Here is an 18987-nt window from a genome sequence, read left to right as displayed (position 1 = left end):
CAGCTTCAATAGTGCTCCTGCCGCTTTTCGGTGGGGTTGAAGGAGGGCTTCAACCCCATGTCGCCGTTTCACAATATCGATATGGGGTAACTCACGATCAACCGGTTTTCATCAAAGCTGTTGGTGTTTGCGTAATTGCGGCGCAAGGTGGAATTACGCCACCGCACGACCAGGGATTTAAACGTGCCACTCTGCACGACATAGGCCAGCTCAGTTTCCCGCCCCCTGTCTTCGCCATCGTCGACCGTTGCGGTATGTACATGTGTGCCTTTGATAAACCGGTTCATCATCGTAAGCCCCGGCGCGCCAAGCCCAGCGAAGTCATAGTCATGTCTTAACTGCCAGGAGCGTTCCTTTGCACCGTCGTAACTCCAGCCATAACTGTCGTTGGCCAATGTTCCACCACTGGCACCGGTTATACGCTGCCAGGCAGCATCACCCGCAACCCGCTGCAGACCGATCATGAACGTGTTGGCGCCTGTTCTTAACGAAAAAAGCCCGGAAAAGGTGTGGTTGTCCTGATTGCCTGCAAGTGCGGCGCCGTCTTCATCACCAATGAAATAACCGATGTTGGCGCCGAGCGTCACGTCATTGCCCAGCGGCTGGCTATGAACCAGTTGGTAATACTGCTGGTGGTAGATGTCTTCGAGTTGGCCATACCATCCTGCTATCAGGGTTCTCTTGCCGTTGAAGGTGTACTCGGCGCCTGCGAAGTTGAAATGATCGGACTCGATGGTGTTTTTGCCGTGTACAAGAGTGCCTGCATTGTTTAACGATAACTTTTCCATGCTGGCGTCGTTGCGCTGGCTGTTGGCTCGGAATTGGCCGCCATACAGGGTTACGTCGGGGATCTCCTTTGAAGTGATCTGAGCCCCTTCCAACGTTTGAGGCAGAGAGCGACCATCATCTGCACGCAGGATGGGCAAGAGCGGCATCCACTCGCCGATACGCAGTTCGGTTTTTGAGATTTTCATCTTGCCAGCCATTGCGAGTCGACTGAAGTCATCTGCTGGCCTGTTGTCGTCGTGGGTAGGCAACAGTTGCGTTCCGTACGTGCCTCGCCCTCCGTCCAGCTTGATGGAATACAGACCCAGCGCATCCACACCGAATCCAATAATGCCGGGCGTGAATCCTGACCGTGCGTCAAGGATGAAGCTCTGCGTCCACTCCGCGGCCTGGCCGCGTTTGGTAGGGCCGGGGAGGGCCTGCGAGGGACCATTGTCGACAAAGTTTCGATTCATGTAGAAGTTGCGCAAGTTCAGATTCACTTTTGCATCGTCCATGAAGCCTTCAGCATTTGCCGTGGCTAGCACTCCCGCATAGCCGATTCCGGCCAACACTGCGTTTTTAGTGAAAAGAGACAGACCGTTTCTCATTGTTATTATCTCGCTACAGGTTGTTGTTTTTGTTGTTTGTTTTTTAGTGTCAGTCGGTAGAGTCCTGGGCCCGCTGATGGCCGTTGTCTGAACTTCAAGTTTTATAAACGTGGCACGACCCGTACTGCTTTCATCAGTACGGTCGTTAATTGCGCAATGCCGCGCGTCAGTCCCGCAGTGGCTGTAGTCTGATTCGGTCTCGCTCAGGTATTAGAGATCGCCCGCAATGGATGAGCAGTGCAGTGCGCCTAGCCGGCCCCGTGTTTTTTAAACAAAGATGTCGTGGTCGTGAGACTGATGCCGCCATGATCGAGGTTGCAGCGAGCAGTCGTCCGGTGGCATCCAGACGCTTGTGGCGCAGACTGTCAGCGCACGCACACCTGGCCGTCAAATAACAGCCGGGCGGTTCTCACCAAACCGCATCCGGCGAGTTGGCCATTGTCCAGGCGCAAGCGGACACTGAATTCGCCGGTCGGATGTTCAATCGCCAATTGCTGTTCATCCCGATCCGTTGTGCGGGCAAGACCTTGAGCAACAGTGCCTTTGATCATGCAGGCGGACGCGACACTGACCGCGCCGAAAACACCTATAGAGACATGACATTTATGCGGGATGAAGCTGCGGCTGCAGATGGCACCTCCGGCGACTGGAGGTGCGATCAGCACCATTTTGGGCACGGTACGGTGAGTGACATCGCCCAGGTTCATCCGCACGCCAGCTTCCAGCCGAATGACCTCGATGCACCGTTTCAGATCGGCGTCGGCATCGAGAGCGGCGCAGCTTTCATAGCCGGTGCAGCCCAGGTCGGCTGCACGGATAAGCACCACAGGCATGCCATTGTCGATGCAAGTCACCTGCACGCCGTCCATTTGATCAATGGGGTTGCCGGTGGGTAGCAACGCCCCGCAGCTTGAGCCCGCAATATCATCAAATTCGACAATAACCGGTGCTGCTGTCCCCGGGACGCCATCAATCCTGACATCGCCGTCGTAGTTCACCGCGTCGTTTGGCGTCTGGATAATCGCTGTGGCAGTCTGCCCGGTGTTTTCCATGAAAATTCTGACCGCCGTTTTTTCTCCCTGAATGGCGACCAGCCCCCGCTCTATAGCAAATGGGCCTACGCCAGAAAGAATGTTGCCGCAGTTTTGCCCGTAATCGACCCGTGGTTCGCTCACGGCCACCTGAGCGAACAAGTAGTCGACATCGACACCTGGTCGACGAGAACGACGGACGATCGCCACTTTGCTGGTCAGTGAATCCGCGCCGCCGATTCCATCGATCTGCCGCACATCCGGCGAACCCATTGCAGCCAGCAGCACACGGTCGCGTAATTGAGGGTCAGCGGGCAGATCCTCGGCCAGGAAGTAAGCACCTTTGGAGGTGCCGCCACGGATCAGCAAGCAGGGGATACGGGCTTGAGCCATCACTCAGTCCTCCAGTTGCCCAATATTGTCGAAGTACTTCAGGCCTTTGTCCGCCAGCTTTTCACGCATCTTGTAGATATCAAGCCCAAGTTCACCGGCGGCGAGACGCAGACGCTTTTGCTCTTCGAGCTCGGCCCGTGTGCGACTGCTGTCGACGACACGCTGCAATTCTTCTCGGCGTACGACTACAACGCCGTCATCATCCGCCAGCACCACGTCACCCGGATTGACCAGTTGCCCGGCGCATACCACGGGAATGTTTACCGATCCCAGCGTCTCCTTGATCGTTCCCTGCGCGTGAACAGCCCGCGACCAGACGTGAAAGCCCATTTCACGCAACGTTTTGGTATCCCGAACACCGGCATCGATGATCAAACCGCGAACACCGCGAGCCTGAAGCGAGGTGGCCAGAAGGTCTCCAAAAAAACCGTCGGTGCAAGGTGAACTTGGCGTTACGACCAGCACGTCACCGGGCTTGCATTGCTCAACGGCCACATGGAACATCCAGTTGTCGCCAGGGGCAACGAGCACCGTGACGGCCGATCCGCTCATGGCGATATCGCGCTGAACCGGGCGAATCTCTGAAGCCAGCAGCCCTTTGCGGCCCTGTGCTTCGTGAACCGTAGCAACGCCATAGCGAGTCAATTCATCGATAAGAGCGGCGTCGCCTCGCTCGATGTTACGCACCACGATGCCAGTCTTGCCTACCAGGTTGCTCATCCCAGATTCTCCGTGACACGAGGGAAGATACTTTGATAACCCTCACCGTAAACGATGTCTTTGGCAGCCGTGATGCCGATGTTGCGCTTGGCTTGTACGCCACGCTGTAAAGCCACCCGGGTGTAGTACTCCCAGAGGTGCTCCTGGCCGGCCATGCACTGGATCGCAGCGTACTTCTTGTCCCACACCGACGTGATGTCCAGCAGCACGTCGGGCTTCCACTCGCATTGCTCGGGCTGATGGGGTTCGAAGCTGTAGACGGGAGGGGCGCCGACGATTTTCTCGCCGGGCTTGTAGCCTTCAGCCTGGGCAATGATCCGCGCTTCCTGGGCCAGGTGGGTCGCAAGCGGATGATCGTAGTTGTAAGGGTCTTTGAGCGAGTGACTCAAGACAAACTCTGGCTGTACCTTGCGAAACACATCGGCCAGACGCAAGAGGGTGTCCGTGTCGGCCCGCATCGGGTAGTCGCCGATGTCGAAGAACTCGACGCTAGCGCCCAGAATGTCAGCGGCCGCTTGAGCTTCTTCTCGTCGTGCCGCCTTGACCTTGCTCTGAGTCATCTCGGCGCCTTTGCGCCAAAGCTTCGCCGATTCGCCTCGTTCGCCGAACGACAGGCACACGATGTGCACGGCGTAACCTTGTGCAGCGTGCAGCGCGATGGCACCTCCGGCGCGCCAGACAAAATCTGCTGAGTGGGCGCTGACAACCAGCGCGGATTTTTGCAGTGGATGATTCATGACCGGTCAGGCTCCCTTACTGGTTTGCACAGATGCTGACAGGCTTGCCAACAAGGGACTAATGCGTAAGGCTGGGGTACCCATACGTTTTCTTTATTGGGACCCTTCCAGCAGTGAGGCGACAAGGCGGCGATGTCACAGACAGCTCTTCCACATTTGATGCAGATCCGGGCGTTTATCCGCATCGCCGACGAGGGGAGCGTGTCGCGCGCATCCGATGGATTGCTCCGCGCGCAATCGGTCGTGACCCGCGCGATCCGAGATCTTGAACAAAGCCTCACCGTTCCGCTCTTTGAACGGCACGCCAGCGGCATGCTGCTCACGCCCTATGGCAAAGCCATTCTCCCTCGTGCGCGACGCGTCCTGGGCGAACTCGAATCAATTCCCACGATGATTGGCCACGCGCCTCATGAGCCCCTGTACCTTTTGAATACCCGCCGCCTGCAGATTTTTGTGAAGTTGTGCGAAACGCAGCACATGCAGACGGTCGCGCGGTCGTTCAATCTCACCCAGCCAGCCATCAGTGCTGCACTGAAAGTGCTTGAGAACGGCGCGGGTAAGGCCTTGTTCGAAAGGACCGCCAGGGGCCTTCGACCCACACAGGCGAGTACCGAGATCCTTTACCCGATACGTCGGGCATTGAACGATTTGCGTCACATCCGGGCCGATGTGGCCATGATCAAGGGTTCGCTGCAAGGCTTGGTCACAGTGGGCGCGCTGCCTTTGGGACGCACGCGCATCCTGCCGCAGGCTTTCGTGCGGCTGCTGGCCGACCATCCTGGCGTTCGAATCGCCACGAACGAAAGCCCCTTCAACTTGCTGGCGTTGGAATTACGCGCTGGAGATGTCGACTTCGTCTTCGGAGCGCTGCGAGGGCAGGATTACGCAAGTGACTTGTACGGAGAAAAATTGATGACCGAGGAGATGGTTATCCTTGCCGGCCGCGGTCACCCCTGGCTGGATCGGCCCGTTACCCTGGATGATCTGGCCAGCGCGAGGTGGGTACTTCCACGCGCCGATACCCCAGCCAGGCTCTTGTTGGAAACCCATTTCGCTCAATTGGGACGCAAGGCACCCGAGCCCGTCGTAGAGACGGGCGACATGGCAGTCATCAGGGGGCTGCTTATGCGCTCGGACATGCTGGCGATCGTTTCAGAACACCAGCTGGAATACGAAATCGCCTCCGGTGAACTTCAACGGCTGGATCTACAGCTGCAGGACACCCACCGTTCCATCGGACTTATATACCGAACCAACGGTCTGCATTCTCCCGCCGCCGAAGCGCTCATCAAGAAAATCCGCGAAGTGGCGCAAGAGGTCGTCGAAGGCGATTAAGTCGCTTTGACGGGCTGCCGTCCCGCCACCGAGTACGTGACCTGCTGATTGCGGGTTTTCTGGAACGCTTCAAGGGTCATGCCTTTCATTGCTGAATAGATGTGCAGATTGGAAACGCCAACCACAGCGCCGAGTTTTTCCAGCAAAAAGAAAATAACGCCGTACTGGATCAAACCACGCCAATCCCGAGTTTGGAGCAGTTGCTGCTCTTGTTCCGTCAATTGATGCTCGTCGAATAGCACCTGAGGCGCCTGCAGGAATTGAGCGCGCCAGGACGGATCGATGAGGTTGTGCAGGAAGCGATTGAGTCGGTAACCCTTATGGCTGCGCTCCAGAGTGAACGGGTAGGTGCCTTCGAGCTTTTCTATGCCTGCCAATTGATGGTTGATGTGATCGCGATGACGTTGCAAGACGTCAAGCGGGACTTCACGAGACTGGTTTTCCAGAAGCAGCGTCGCAATCCCCGTCATGGACGGGAGATAGTAGTCCTTGTGCAGAACATTGACGTTGGCCGACAAGGCTCCGCGCATGATAAGCCAGGTAATGACTTCCGAACCCTCCATGCCGCCTAACGTGGCGTACTCGGCCAGCGTTATTTCGGTAAGACGCTCGGGATCGTCAACAAACAGATCGACGAATTGCTCGTCCCATTCAGGGTTATTGAAACCGCAGCGTTCACCGTGCACTTGATGCGAAACCCCACCTGTTGCGACGATCGCGACGTCCAAGTCTTCAGGGTAACTTTCGATGGCGCGACGCAGAGCCTTGCCAAGGTTGTAGCAACGCTTGGCTGACGGTATCGGAAACTGCAGCACGCCCACTTGCAGCGGGACTACGTCTACGGGCCAGCCCTCTTTGAACGGCATGAGCGCGGACATCGGCGAAAACAGGCCGTGGTCGACGGGTTTGTCGCGGAAGAATGACATGTCGAATTCGTCGGCCATCAGGCTGTTGCCGATGTGCCGCGACAATGCTGCATGCCCCCCGATCGCCGGAAGGTCGCGCTTGCCACCGCCTTCGTCGGCAACCTCGTAGCGCTCGTCCACCCCCAGTGCGAAGGCGGAGTAGTGATCGAAGAAAAACGATGTGACGTGATCATTGAAGATGTAGAAGAGCACGTCGGGCTTGTTGTCGGCCAACCAGTTTTTGATGGGCTTGAAGCTTTCAAAAATGGGTGCCCATGCGGCCTCTTCCTGCTTGTCATGATCGACGGCAAAGCCGATGGTCGGCGTATGTGAGACGGCTAATCCGCCGATGATTCGAGCCATGTCAGGCCTCCATGATTAAACGTGGGTAGCGAGCGCGTCTGCGCGCTCGACAGGGTTAATGCCCCGGTTGGGTGTTCAACTGGCCCGGGTGCGCTTTAGGCCCTGCCATGATCGAGATAGCAGCCAGCACCGCCGGAATGCCGAGCACGGCGAAAATCACATTCATGGGCAGCCCCAGGCTCAGCAAAGCGCCACCGCTCATGGATGCAAGGATGCCGCCCATACGCCCGATGCCCAGCATCCAGCTCACGCCTGTTGCTCGAAAGTCGGTCGGGTATTGTCCCGGTGCAAAAGCGTTGAGCCCCGTTTGAGCGCCGTTTATGCAGAACCCAGCGGCGAACACCAACGCGCCCAGGGCGGTGGTCCCGACTTCCACAAAACCAAGGGCAAAAATGCACAGCGCACCGCTGATATAGGCAAGGGCAATGATCGCCTTTGCATTGAACCGGTCCATCGCGGCGCCGACAAGGACGATGCCGATCAGCCCGCCAAACTGAAACATCGCGGTGATGATGGCGGCGCGCTCAAGGCTGACTCCAGCATCCTTGATCAAGGTCGGCATCCAGCCGGTCAGCAGGTAGATGACCACCAGCCCCATGAAGTAAGTACACCACAAGCTTAAGGTGCGACCACGATATTGGGGGGAAAACAGCCGCCAAACCTTGTTGCCGGTGTTCTGGGTGACGGCAGCCGTCGTTGCAAATACGACGTTATCGGGAAAGCTTGCGCCCATGCGTCGAAGCACCGACAGGATTCGAGGCCTCGGAAATCCGAGGTTGATCATCAGATCGACAGATTCAGGCAGCAAAAAGTAGAGAACCGGCAGTAGCAAAAGCGGTAAGACTCCCCCCAGCAGCAACACCGCGTGCCAACCCCATTGCGGCACCATCCAGGCCGCGATGAAACCGCCTGACGCCGAACCCAGGCCGAACCCCATGAACATCAACGTAATCAGCAAACCTCGCAGGCGTTGGGGGATGTACTCCGACAACAGCGTCGTGCTGTTCGGCATCGCCGCGCCCAGACCAAGGCCGGTCAGAAAACGTAATGCGGCCAATTCCGTCGGCGAACTGGCACCTGCACTGAGCGCACTGAAAATGCCGAAAGCAGCCACCGATAAGAGCAGGACCCGTCGACGTCCGAAACGGTCCGAATACGGGCCCGATACAAGCGCACCCACCGCCAGTCCAACCATCGCAGCTGCCATGATCGGCCCGAAGGCGGTGCGCGAAATGTTCCAGTCCTGGATGACCGCCGGCGCGATGAAACCCATGATCGCGGCATCTAATCCATCAAACGTAACGATAAGGAAGCACAGAAGCAGAATCAGCCATTGATAGGGTGAGACCCGGCGCCCATCTATCCATTGCTTGATGTCCACGGCAGAGCTGTTCATGGGTTTACCTTTTTGTTATTGAGGGGTAAATCAGCCAGCCCGACCCGGGCTCGCGTTTGTAGCCAAAGCTTAAATCAACCGCGGCCTGGCCTGGTCTGTGAACTGTTTAAGCAGGAATCCCTTTTGTTTATTGGAAATCCTCCCTGGCGCTCGCTTGCGGGTAAAGGGAGTCCACCAGGGATTGCCAGTTGAAAGGTTCCTCATAAACGATTCCCCGGTCAGCCATCGCGTCGACACATCCTCGCTGTGTGGCGACAATGGCCCGGCTCATTGTGGGCGTCACACCCACATCTGCGGCCGTCCTGGCGACTTCCTCCATCTCCTCGGCGCGCCTGCGGCCGTGCTCTGCAACTCGGCTGATCAGGTAATGCGGTTGGGCCGCATTCCAACCCATCTCCGGAAAACTCTTGTGCAGTGATGCGAGCACCATCTCTTCAGCGTCGTATTGTCTCGCGGTCGACAGGCACTCAGTGGTCAGTGCCTCAAGCCCCTTGATCATGATGCTGCGACACATTTTGATAGCCGATGCGACCCCGACGCTGTCGGCGACGACCCGAACGTTAAACCCCAGAGGCTCAAGCCATCCCGCCAGCACGGCCGCTTGTGTTCCGCCGAGCAAGATCGGGGTCTGCAGCCGCTGTGGCGGGACTGGAGCCATCACGGCTGCATCGATGTAGTGGGCACCGCAGGCTTGCAGTGCGGCTTGGGCGGCCTGCTTGGTGGTGGGGGCAACGGAGTTGATGTCCATGAACAGCTGGCCTGGCTGCAGCGCCGCTGCAAGCTCGGTGGCCACCGATAAGGCAGACCCGGCCGTCACGGCCGAAATGACCAGCTGGACGTTCTGAACAGCGCTGGCAGCTGATTCACAGGCTTCAACATTCGCTGTGCGCGCCTTGGCTTTGACAGCATCGTGTTGGGCCGGGTGGTTGAGCAGACGATCATAAATCTGCACGGACACACCCTTTGCAGCCAGGTCCTGGGCGATTATCCCGCCAGCCTCGCCAAATCCAATCACCGCTACGCGCTGTAATGAATGGCTCGTTGTCATTTTGCAGTTTCCTCAAGGGGTCGATGGGCGAGTTCAGACAGGGGTTGATCAGGGGCCAGGCAGGCGTCGAAGCGCTGCTGGTCAAAGAGTTTTTCCCACCGGCAGATGACAAACACGGCAACGCTGTTGCCGATCACATTGGTGGTCGATGTGGCAATGGCGAGCACGCGATCGATGCCAAATAGCAAGCCAAGCGCACCCAACGGTAAGACCCGCACAGACTCCAGCGTTGCCGCCAGCTTGATAACGGCGCCGCCCGCTGCGCCGGCACCGCCTTTGGAGGTCAAAAGCATCACCGCGAGCAAGCTCAACTGCTGCTCCCAGGTCAACGCGGTGTCGGTAGCCTGAGCCAGGAACCCCAGGCCGCAGGCCATGTAAAGGCACGCGCCATCAATGTTGAAGCTGTACCCGGCGGGCAGAACGAACCCGACAACCGCTTCATCGCAACCGGCCTGAGTCAGCTTGGTGACCAGCTTGGGAAAGGCCGCTTCGCTTGAGGCAGTGCCCATCGCGATGACCGCTTCCTCTTTAATGACTTTCAGTATCTTGAGGATCGAGAAACCGGCCAGCGCTGCGACACTGCCCAGGATCAAAAATATGAAAATCAAGACGCTGGCGTAGTACGTGAGGATGTAACGGAGCAAATACAGCAGCGTTTCTGAGCCGAAGCTGCCGACAGCTGCCGCCATGGCCCCGAAAGCACCAAGCGGGGACAGCCGCATGATGTAAGCCAACAACTTGAACGTGACGCTCTGGCCCTCATTGAGCAGGCGCATGGCGATCCAGTCCGGTTTGCCACACCGGGCGAGCGCGAGTCCCACCAGGACCGATACGAACAGCACCGGCAGAATGTCACCTTCAACGAAAGCTGAAGCCAACGTCTTGGGAATGATGGAGAGGAGAAAGTGCTCCAGGCTGAAGCCGCCGTTGGACATGGCGGCGTTGACCGTGGCGGCCTGGCCTGCGGCGAGGCTATCGCCCATATGCGCATGCAACCCGTCACCGGGCCGGACCAGCGAGACCACGGTGAAACCCACCACCATCGCCAGACTGCTGACCACTTCAAAGTAGATCAGTGTCTTGATGCCAATCCTTCCCAGCCGGCGAAAGTCCCCTATGTGGGCGATGCCGTGAACCACGGTGAAAAAAATGATGGGGCCAAGCAGCATCTTGAGCAGCGCGATGAAGGCGGTCCCGAGCGGCTTGGTTTTCACAGCGAGTTCGGGGGCAAGCAAACCGAGTGCGATGGCCAATGCCATGGCGATGAGAACTTGTATGTACAGCTTTGCGAGTAGTTTCATAGGGCTCTCGACATTTATTTTTTTTGTCGAGAGAAAGGGTGGCATGGCCTGCCACCCAGGGATAATGCGTTCAGCTTGTACGGCTATACCTTTCGCTTATGCCGTTGCTGCTCTGGGGCGGCTCTGACGCTACGGCTTCTACAGCCGTCAAGTCCGCTCCTGTGGCATTCGGCAGGCACAGCGCGGCCAGAAAGCCGATCAGGTAGGAGCCGATCGCGAAAGAGCCCATGGCCACCGGCAAGCTCATATGAACAGATGCAAAACCCACCGCGGCTGGCATGATCGACCCGAAACCACGGCCAAAGCTTGTACAGAAACCGGCACCATTGGCGCGCATGCGAGTGGGATAAAGCTCTGAGAACGTCAAGGGCAAACCGGAAGCCAATCCTCCCTGAAAGGCGCCCAGCAGCAAGCCCAGCGCCAGGATGATATTCATATGGATGTCAGCGAACATGTATACCGCCACCACCACCGCCTGACAGACGAGAAACAGCATGAACGCGCGGCCCCGGCCAATGCGGTCACTGAGCAGGCCATAGACGAAGGGGCCAATCAATGAACCGATGATGTTCACGGCCAGATAGCCCGACGTCGACGCGATCGGCAGGTTCAGCACTGTGCGCATATAAGTGGGCAGCCAGGTGATCATGATGTATGCCCCCCCAAAAATGCCGCTGGCAAGGACGGTGCTGATGATCGTCACTCGACGATGCTCGGCAGCAAAGATGGCTTTGAGGTCGATGCCTTTGCTGCTTTTGCGACTTTGATTGAAAGCGGCGGACTCTGGCACCAATCGACGGATGAACCAGATCAGCAACGCGGGAAGCAGGCCGATGGCAAAGAAAGCGCGCCAGGCGACGTCTTCCGGGAGGAAATTGAACAGTACCGGCATGGTCGCGAGAGAGATCGCATAGCCCACGGCATATCCACTCTGCACAGAAGCTGCGACGCGTCCGCGTAAAGCGGGCTTGATCGCTTCACTGATCAGCACCGCGCCTACCACGGCTTCACCGCCGTATCCGATGCCTTGCAGGAAACGAACCGGCAAAAAGCTCCAGAAGCCTGTACACAAAGCCCCCATGCAGGTGAACACCGCCACCCACAGCACAGTGCCCTGCATCACTTTGATTCGACCGTAGCGGTCGGCCAGCATCCCCGCGCCCCATCCGCCCAATGCGCTGCCAATGAGCGAAACGGAGCCCAACAGGCCGGCGTCTGACTTGCTCAGGCTGAGCACTGTCATCAGCACCGGCATCATCAACGCGAAAATTGTCGCGTCCATGGAGTCGAGAGTAAAACCGCCGAAACACGCCCAATAGGTGCGCTTCTCGGTGGACGTCAGCTCGGAATACCAACCCAGTCGCATGTGTCGATCCTTATTTTTGTTAATAAGGAGGAGGGTAATCGGTCGGGCGTCGGAGGTTGGCTTGAATGCTTTATCCAGCGAGCGGTTCTTTTTATAGGACAGTGCCTATTGTGTGATGCCTTCGTTATGCATCATGCATTCGCGGTCAAACTCTGGCCGTTGCCCACTTGATCCGACCCATGGAGCAGATCGATGTCTGAGGATTGATGCTTGAGTAAGCGCGGCAACCTCGACACCGCACTCGGACAAATCAGGCATTGGCACTGGGGCGAGCTGCAACCTTATCGTACCAAGCTTGCAAATCGGGCTGGTTCTGGGCAATGGAAGCTTCAGCGCGCCTTTTGCAAAATCGAGCGTGGCCAGCGCTGTTATGTCTGTAACGCTGAAACTTTCGCCTCCAACGAACGGAACCGAGCGAAGACGTTCGTTCAGATCCGCGAAGAAGTGAATGACCCGCAATTCGCTTCTTTCAGCAAGCGCGGGTATCTGGTCATAAGCGTGTGGGCCGGCCAATGCCCGACCGGAGAGTCCAGGGACCGTATTTCGAACAGCTTCCATCACGGCAGCGAAACCGTCCAGTTCGACCCGTCTCTCCCACATTGCAATCAGCGCCTTTTCCGTGGGATTGCGCCCGAGCAGCGGATGGTCGGGATAGCTTTCCTCAAGGTATCGCCAGATGGCCGGAACTTCGGCAATCGACGTGCCATCTTGCAGAACGAGCGTCGGGACCATGCTTCGAGGATTGATCGCTTTATAGGCTTCGGAAAATTGCTCCTTGTTTCCAAGATCCACCTGCAGAAAGGGAATCTGGAGGCCTTTTTCAGCGATGAAGATACGGACGCGGCGCGAGTTGGGTGATCCAGTAGCATGATACAAAGTGGCTGTCATGACTGCCTCCTGAGGATGGCGAAATTGCTTGGTCGCCCTCGTAAACTAGAAACCGAGGGCAAAGATCATGCGGGTTGCAGTTGCTCGGAAAGCGGGAAGTCGATGTAGTCAGTTTCGTCGCCGCCCCAAAACGCTTCGCGCTTATATGCCGTCAAAGGGACACCGTGACGTAGCCGTTCGGGCAGATCAGGGTTGGAGGTGAAGAAGCGGCCGAAGGCGATTGCGTCTGCATCGCCACTGCGTACCATTGCACTGGCGCCTTCGCGATCAAAGCCACCGGCGGCGATGATCGGTCCGTGGAAGATCTTTCTCAGCGTCGCTGCGGCGACCGGTTGCTGGGAGACACTCAGGTTTTCATCTGTACCTTTGATGCGCGGCTCAATGACATGCAGGTATGCCAATTCGAGCTCATTAAGACGCCCGGCTAGGTAGCCGAAGGTCGCCTCAGGATTGCTATCTGAAATGCTGCCCCACTCGCCACTAGGCGAAACGCGTATTCCCACGCGGCCAGGGCCCCAGACCGAGATCATCGCTTCCAGCACCTCAAGCGTGAAGCGAGCACGTTTTTCGACTGTCCCGCCATAGGCATCATTGCGTTTGTTGGTTCCATCCTGCAGGAAGGTGTCTGCGAGATAACCGTTAGCATTGTGAAGCTCTACACCATCAAATCCCGCGTCGAGAGCCCGCTGCGACGCAAGGCGAAACGACTCTACCAAAAGAGGGATCTCATCGAGATGCAGCGCCCGATGAGGGGAGTTCGGCACCCAACCATTACGCGTTAAGACCTGAGTTTCGAATGGCACCACCGAGGGTGCTATGGGGGATCTACCTTCGCTGAGGTCTATATGGGACTGGCGGCCGTCATGAGCAATTTGCATGACGATTTTCCCGCCTTTGGCATGCACAGCTTCCGTGATCTTGCGCCACGCACTGACATGCGCCGAGGTGTATATACCGGGCGCTCCGAGATAGCCACGACTGTCGATTGAAGGGTGCGCGCTTTCGGTGATAAGAAGTCCACCCGCAGACGCACGCTGTCTGTAGTACTCAACCATCATCGCGCTGGGGCTGTCGTCAGCGTCGGAGCGCAACCGAGTTGTAGGGGCATGAACCACCCGATGGGCAAGCCGTATTGCTCCCAGATTCAATGGCAAAAACAGGGCAGAAACGTTAGTCATTGATAACTCCAAAAATAGCGCCGAGACGCCTGTGATCGTGGGAAGTACGAGTTTTAAAGCCTTGAGCCGCCGTCAACCTTTACGGTATCGCCGGTGATCCATCGGGCGTCACCCGATGCCAAAAAGGCTATGACGTCGCTAATGTTCTGCGCGGCCGCCGAGGCCAAGAATCTCCTCGACCACTTTCTTTGCCTCGCTTACGCCGGTGCTGTAGTGCACCAATACCTGCGCGCCACCTTTGGCAAGCGCCAGTGCACTGGCGCGATCTATTCCATGAGATGCACCGGTAACTAAAGCGGTTTTCCCACTTAGAGCACGCATGGCATTACCTCTGGGTGGTTGAGTAAATTGCGAAACGCGAGAGCACTCACTGTTCGTTCAGGAACGCGGACACATGGCCCACGAAGCGTTCTGGGTATTGGTACTGGGAGCCGTGGTTCGCATCCGGATACAGGATCAGCTGTGCATTCGGGATGTTTTGCTGAAGATGCCAAGAGTTGATTGAGTAGATGATCACGTCGTTGTCGCCGTTGATGACCAAGGTGGGTTGCTTAAGCGCGGCCAGGTAACCAAACGGGTTTTCGCGTGGTTCTCCCCACTTAGCCAAGGCAGCCAACTGAGCAGGCGCAACGGCTTCGTTGACCTCTGGGTCTCTTCCTTCGCTGCGAAGACGAAAGCGTCTCAGGAACGCTTTACCCGCCGCCTGGCTCTGCTCAGAGGGGGAAAAGAATGCGCCGAGCCAAACGTCATCCGGATTCTCGTAGGTCGCGGAGAAAATCTGCGCAGCTTCTGGAGTGAGTGAAGCCATGCCTTCGCCGCTTTTAGGGCCGGTACCCAGCAGGATCAATTTGCGGACCAGAGCTGGCTGATCAATCGCCAGCGTTTGTGCCACCAGGCCACCAAGCGATAAGCCCAGTACGTCCACCTGTTCCAGGTCCAGCGCCTTGATGAAGTACGCTGCGTTGGCGGCCATCTCCTCAATCGAGGTAGGCACCTCACCTGAGGTACTGGAGATCCCCGCATTGTTGAAAAGTATGACTTCGCGCTCCCGGGCCAACCCATCGGTGACGAGAGGATCCCAGTGGTCCATTGTGCCGGTGAAGTGCATGTTAAGGACAAGTGGCAAACCTTGAGCTTTACCGAATCTGCGGTACGCGAACTTGATGCCGTTGGCATAGACGTGCTGCGTCGGAGCGGTCTGATGGGTATGCATGACGAGCCTCGCCGTTGAAAGAGGTAGTTGTCAGGAGCGTGTTGAGGTGAGGCGAATTTAGGCTGTGATTGCGGCCCCGAAAAAGACTTTGTAAGCTTGTCCCCATACCTGGAAGGCATGGTTGAGGGAGAGTCCGACATGGAGTTGCGTCATCTACGTTATTTCATCGCCGTGGCGGAAGAAGGCAGCATCACTTTGGCTGCGCAACGCCGACTCTTCACCTCGCAGCCGTCGCTGAGTCGACAACTGAAGGACCTTGAAGACGAGATCGGCGTCGAACTGATATTACGCAGCGCCAAGGGTGTTGAGTTAACGGAGGCTGGCACCGCATTTTTGAAACACGCCCGGCTGGCTCTGGAACACGTGGAGTCCGGCGTAGAAGCGGCAAACCGAGTGGCCAAGCCAGCGAAACCGACATTTGCCGTCGGTTTTTTAACCGGCCAGGAAGTTGACTGGTTGCCCGAAACCACGCGGCTGTTGCGAGACCAATTGCCCAATATGGAGATGACCATTTCAAGCCAGTACTCTCCCGAGTTAGCGCAAGCACTTATCCGCGGCAAACTGGACATCGCTTTCTTACGCGAAGAGCGAAATACACCCGAACTTATTTATGTCCCGGTGACCAGCGAGCCTTTCGTTGTGGTTATGCCCAGTGATCATCGGCTGGCCGCAAAAGAAGACGTCGATGCGCATGACCTGGCTGGCGAAGTCTTCATTGGCGCCTCCGATATTGCCTACCCCATGCGCGTTGCAATCGAGACGTATCTGGAAGAGTCCGGCCTGGCCCTCGAGTCCAGTCATCGCATTCACAATCTGACCATGGCGATGTCATTGATTGCGTCCACTCGAGGAGTGGCACTGTTGCCCGCGTACGCGGAAAACTTCCTGCCTTGGTCAGTTACCAGCCGGCCGCTACGCGGCCATCAGCCCACGTTGGATCTGATGATCGGCTACAGCCGCAGTAACGTTTCGCCTCTTTTGAAGTTGTTTCTATCGCGGCTCGGAGGGCTCGCCAAACAACCTCAAACCCGTGCCGCGCTTTCGCGCCGAACGTAAAAGCAACACAGGTGTTGATATTGCTTAACGACAGTACGTCGTTTCAGGCAGAGGCACTCGGCTGCGCAACTGCGCTTAACTTTTCGACTTGGCGTCGTAAGTCGGGAAGTCGCTGTAGTGTGTTTCATCGCCCCCCCAGAAGCCCGCCCGAACATACGGTGTCAGCGCAAGCTTGTGTTTGAGCCGATACGGTAGGTCAGGGTTCGAGGTGAAATGTCTGCCGAATGCGACCATGTCGGCGTCTCCCGAATCTACGATCGCGACTGCGCCTTCCCCGTTGAATCCGCCTGCAGCGATGATGGGACCCTTAAAGTGCGGGCGCAGGTAACTGCAAGCGACAGGCGAATGACCATCATGCAGGGTGTCGTCACCTTTCACACGAGGTTCGATGACGTGTAGATACGCGATCTGATAGTCATCCAATACCCTGGCTACATGGCTGAAGGTCGCTTCAGGATCGCTGTCGGAGATACCTCCCCACTCGCCGGAGGGAGAGATCCGTACACCTACGCGGTCTTTTCCCCAAACAGAAATCAACGCCTCCACCGACTCCCGAAGAAACCGGACCCGCTTATCCAATGATCCGCCGTTGGCGTCCGTACGTTTGTTGGTGCCGTCCTGGATGAATTGATCAACCAGATATCCATTGGCGCCGTGTAATTCAACGCCGTCATAGCCTGCATCGAGCGCACGTTTGGCAGCCAGGCGAAAGTCTTCGACAATCCCGGGGATTTCGTCGAGCTCCAACGCTCGATGAGGCGATGCAGGCACGAAACCATCTTTAGTGAGTGCAACCCCATCGAATGGCACGACGGATGGGGCTACGGGAGCAACGCCGCCGGTCATCTCGACATGACTCTGCCGACCGCCATGGATGAGTTGCATAAAGACTCGGCCGCCCTTCGCGTGTACGGCATCGGCTATCGCCCTCCAACCTTCAACCTGGTCATCGTGAAAAAAGCTCGCTGCACCGAGATAAGACCTCGCCGTTATTGAAATGCTCGTACCTTCAATAATCACCAGCCCGCCGTTTGAAGCCCTCTGCCCGTAGAAATCGGCCATCATCGGACTCGGAATGTCACCCGGTTGCAGGGTGCGCAGCCGAGTCATTGGCGCGAGCACGACCCGATGAGCGAAAGCGTAATTTCCCACATTTATCGCGGTAAACAGCTTATCCATGATGCGTTCCCTTGGTATGTCGGAAGCGGCGTAGCTATTGAGTGTGCTTTTTCGCGACAATATTCACATCATGAAACAAATTAAACCGTCAGAACGGAATAAGCCTCATTCCCAAGCAGCATGAATGGCCATGCCTGTTTTCGGCATCGCTGGAACGGCTCGCAAGGGGAGTTCATTGCGACTGCTAAGGTCGATCAAATGCCGGAACGGCGGAGGCTTGATGGCGGAGGGGAGGGGTGACGGCCCACATAGAGTGGGCTGCATCGAAATTCACGGTTCAGGAATCAGGTTTGGCGTCGGTGAGCAACGACGGACGTCATGGAAAAAAACCGAACCGCAGGTTTTTGTTTGCTGTGTCAGGTGTGGGACTGAGAACGCTCGTACGTCGGATAGTCTATGTAGCCCTGCTCGTCGCCACCGAAAAACGTATCGCGAACATACTCATTCAAAGCCCAATTATTACGCAGGCGCTCTGGCAGGTCAGGATTCGACACGAAATGGCGTCCAAAGGCCACAAGGTCCGCGTCTCCCTGCTTGAGGATCGCCTCCGCCGTGTCAGATTCGAAGCCCCCGGCCGCAATAATCAGGCCCTTGTAATGCTGACGTAAAAGTTTGGCAGCGACGGCACTCTGATTTTTTGATGGATCATCTGCATTTCCTGCGACGCGAGGTTCAATCAGGTGCAAATAGGCCAGGCTGAGCTTGGAAAGCTCGCGGGTCACGAAGATGAAGAGCTCCTCAGGGTCGGTATCCGACATGTCTCCGAACGTGCCACTGGGTGCGAGGCGAACCGCTACTTTGTCACTGCCGATAACCGAGATGACAGCCTCGGTGGCTTCTTTAAGGAAACGGAAGCGGTTTTCAATTGAGCCACCGTATTCATCGGTGCGGTGATTACTGCCATTTTGCAAAAACTGGTCGAACAGGTAGCCGTTCGCAGCGTGGAGTTCAATTCCGTCAAAGCCAGCGGCCAGTGCGCGCTGCGCGGCGGCGCGAAAGCTCTCTACCAGATCCCTTATCTCGGCTACCGTTACGGCACGGCTCGGCGTATTAGGAACCCAGCCTTCATTGGTATAAGCAACGCCGCCGTGTTCGATTGCCGAAGGGGCGATTGGCGCCGCGCCGCCAGGCTGTAGCTCTCTATTTGACTGGCGCCCTGCATGGTAAAGCTGAAGGAAGATGCGCCCCTTTTTTTCATGAACGGCGTCCGTGACGCGCCTCCAGCCTGCGATTTGGCTATCGTCGTACAGCCCTGGCGATCCAAGGTAACCGCTCCCATTTTCAGAAACGATAGTAGCTTCGGAAATGATCAGTCCGCCTTCAGAAGCGCGTTGCGAATAATATTCAACCATCAGGTCACCTGGCACCGCGCCAGATTCCGCTCGCATGCGTGTCAGGGGGGCCATTACCACGCGGTGGGACATTTCATACGGGCCGACTTTCACTGGTTTAAAAAGATTAGACATGTTTTTCACCATGGTTAGCTGACGATTGCAGGCGTC

The 18987-nt window shown here is 57.0% G+C and carries 18 protein-coding genes; 2 read left to right on the top strand and 16 right to left on the bottom strand.

Annotated elements, in window-relative coordinates; translation table 11 throughout:
• Positions 1–68: 68 nt before the first annotated feature.
• The 4 genes from AC07V9_RS04595 to galB all read right to left on the bottom strand — a co-directional run bounded on the left by AC07V9_RS04595 (position 69) and on the right by galB (position 4257).
• Positions 69–1376, bottom strand: coding sequence for an OprD family porin (locus AC07V9_RS04595; RefSeq protein WP_495014510.1), 1308 nt, complete (start codon positions 1374–1376; stop codon positions 69–71).
• 365 nt (positions 1377–1741) lie between these two features.
• On the bottom strand, positions 1742–2800 hold the full coding sequence (locus tag AC07V9_RS04590; protein ID WP_495014509.1) for a 4-oxalomesaconate tautomerase: 1059 nt from the start codon (positions 2798–2800) through the stop codon (positions 1742–1744).
• A gap of 3 nt (positions 2801–2803) precedes the next feature.
• Entirely contained in the window at positions 2804–3520 is a 717-nt protein-coding gene (locus AC07V9_RS04585; protein ID WP_495014508.1) for a 4-carboxy-4-hydroxy-2-oxoadipate aldolase/oxaloacetate decarboxylase, read from the bottom strand.
• Positions 3517–4257 carry a 4-oxalmesaconate hydratase gene (gene galB, locus AC07V9_RS04580; protein WP_495014507.1) on the bottom strand — a complete coding sequence of 247 codons (741 nt, stop codon included), beginning with the start codon at positions 4255–4257 and terminating at the stop codon, positions 3517–3519. Before galB ends, AC07V9_RS04585 begins: the two co-directional genes overlap by 4 nt.
• A 132-nt stretch (positions 4258–4389) precedes the next feature.
• Between galB and AC07V9_RS04575 the strand changes: the two genes are divergently transcribed.
• Positions 4390–5592 (top strand): LysR family transcriptional regulator, encoded by a 1203-nt coding sequence (locus tag AC07V9_RS04575; protein ID WP_495014506.1) that lies wholly within the window; start codon positions 4390–4392, stop codon positions 5590–5592.
• On the opposite strand, the gene AC07V9_RS04570 is transcribed toward AC07V9_RS04575, so the two are convergent.
• The 10 genes from AC07V9_RS04570 to AC07V9_RS04525 all read right to left on the bottom strand — a co-directional run bounded on the left by AC07V9_RS04570 (position 5589) and on the right by AC07V9_RS04525 (position 15250).
• Positions 5589–6860, bottom strand: a complete 1272-nt coding sequence (locus AC07V9_RS04570; RefSeq protein ID WP_495014505.1) for a gallate dioxygenase — start codon at positions 6858–6860, stop codon at positions 5589–5591. The two genes, AC07V9_RS04575 and AC07V9_RS04570, sit on opposite strands and share 4 nt — an antisense overlap.
• 55 nt (positions 6861–6915) lie before the next feature.
• Positions 6916–8256, bottom strand: coding sequence for an MFS transporter (locus AC07V9_RS04565; protein WP_495014504.1), 1341 nt, complete (start codon positions 8254–8256; stop codon positions 6916–6918).
• Between the two features lie 127 nt (positions 8257–8383).
• Positions 8384–9304, bottom strand: coding sequence for an NAD(P)-dependent oxidoreductase (locus AC07V9_RS04560; RefSeq protein WP_495014503.1), 921 nt, complete (start codon positions 9302–9304; stop codon positions 8384–8386).
• Positions 9301–10605, bottom strand: a complete 1305-nt coding sequence (locus tag AC07V9_RS04555; protein WP_495014502.1) for a cation:dicarboxylate symporter family transporter — start codon at positions 10603–10605, stop codon at positions 9301–9303. Before AC07V9_RS04555 ends, AC07V9_RS04560 begins: the two co-directional genes overlap by 4 nt.
• Positions 10606–10675: 70 nt before the next feature.
• Positions 10676–11971 (bottom strand): MFS transporter, encoded by a 1296-nt coding sequence (locus AC07V9_RS04550; protein WP_495014501.1) that lies wholly within the window; start codon positions 11969–11971, stop codon positions 10676–10678.
• Positions 11972–12076: 105 nt separating this feature from the next.
• Positions 12077–12859 carry a glutathione S-transferase family protein gene (locus AC07V9_RS04545; RefSeq protein ID WP_495014500.1) on the bottom strand — a complete coding sequence of 261 codons (783 nt, stop codon included), beginning with the start codon at positions 12857–12859 and terminating at the stop codon, positions 12077–12079.
• Between the two features lie 65 nt (positions 12860–12924).
• Entirely contained in the window at positions 12925–14037 is a 1113-nt protein-coding gene (locus AC07V9_RS04540) for an alkene reductase (protein ID WP_495014499.1), read from the bottom strand.
• Positions 14038–14090: 53 nt separating this feature from the next.
• Positions 14091–14159, bottom strand: coding sequence for a hypothetical protein (locus tag AC07V9_RS04535; RefSeq protein ID WP_495014578.1), 69 nt, complete (start codon positions 14157–14159; stop codon positions 14091–14093).
• Between the two features lie 16 nt (positions 14160–14175).
• The gene (locus AC07V9_RS04530; protein WP_495014498.1) at positions 14176–14358 is read right to left on the bottom strand and encodes an SDR family NAD(P)-dependent oxidoreductase; all 183 of its coding nucleotides are present in this window, start codon (positions 14356–14358) and stop codon (positions 14176–14178) included.
• A gap of 46 nt (positions 14359–14404) precedes the next feature.
• Positions 14405–15250: an alpha/beta fold hydrolase gene (locus AC07V9_RS04525; RefSeq protein WP_495014497.1), complete on the bottom strand. Its 846-nt coding sequence runs from the start codon at positions 15248–15250 to the stop codon at positions 14405–14407.
• 138 nt (positions 15251–15388) lie between these two features.
• On the opposite strand from AC07V9_RS04525, the gene AC07V9_RS04520 reads away from it, so the two are divergent.
• Entirely contained in the window at positions 15389–16306 is a 918-nt protein-coding gene (locus tag AC07V9_RS04520; protein WP_495014496.1) for a LysR family transcriptional regulator, read from the top strand.
• A gap of 75 nt (positions 16307–16381) precedes the next feature.
• On the opposite strand, the gene AC07V9_RS04515 is transcribed toward AC07V9_RS04520, so the two are convergent.
• Positions 16382–17485: an alkene reductase gene (locus tag AC07V9_RS04515; protein ID WP_495014495.1), complete on the bottom strand. Its 1104-nt coding sequence runs from the start codon at positions 17483–17485 to the stop codon at positions 16382–16384.
• 356 nt (positions 17486–17841) lie between these two features.
• Complete coding sequence (locus tag AC07V9_RS04510; protein ID WP_495014494.1) at positions 17842–18951, bottom strand: alkene reductase; 1110 nt, start codon at positions 18949–18951, stop codon at positions 17842–17844.
• Positions 18952–18987: the final 36 nt, after the last annotated feature.

This window comes from Pseudomonas sp. GW821-FHT02A11 (assembly GCF_059421985.1).
The sequence above is the reverse complement of the archived record's forward strand: the minus strand, read 5'-3'. Positions and strand labels throughout refer to the sequence as shown.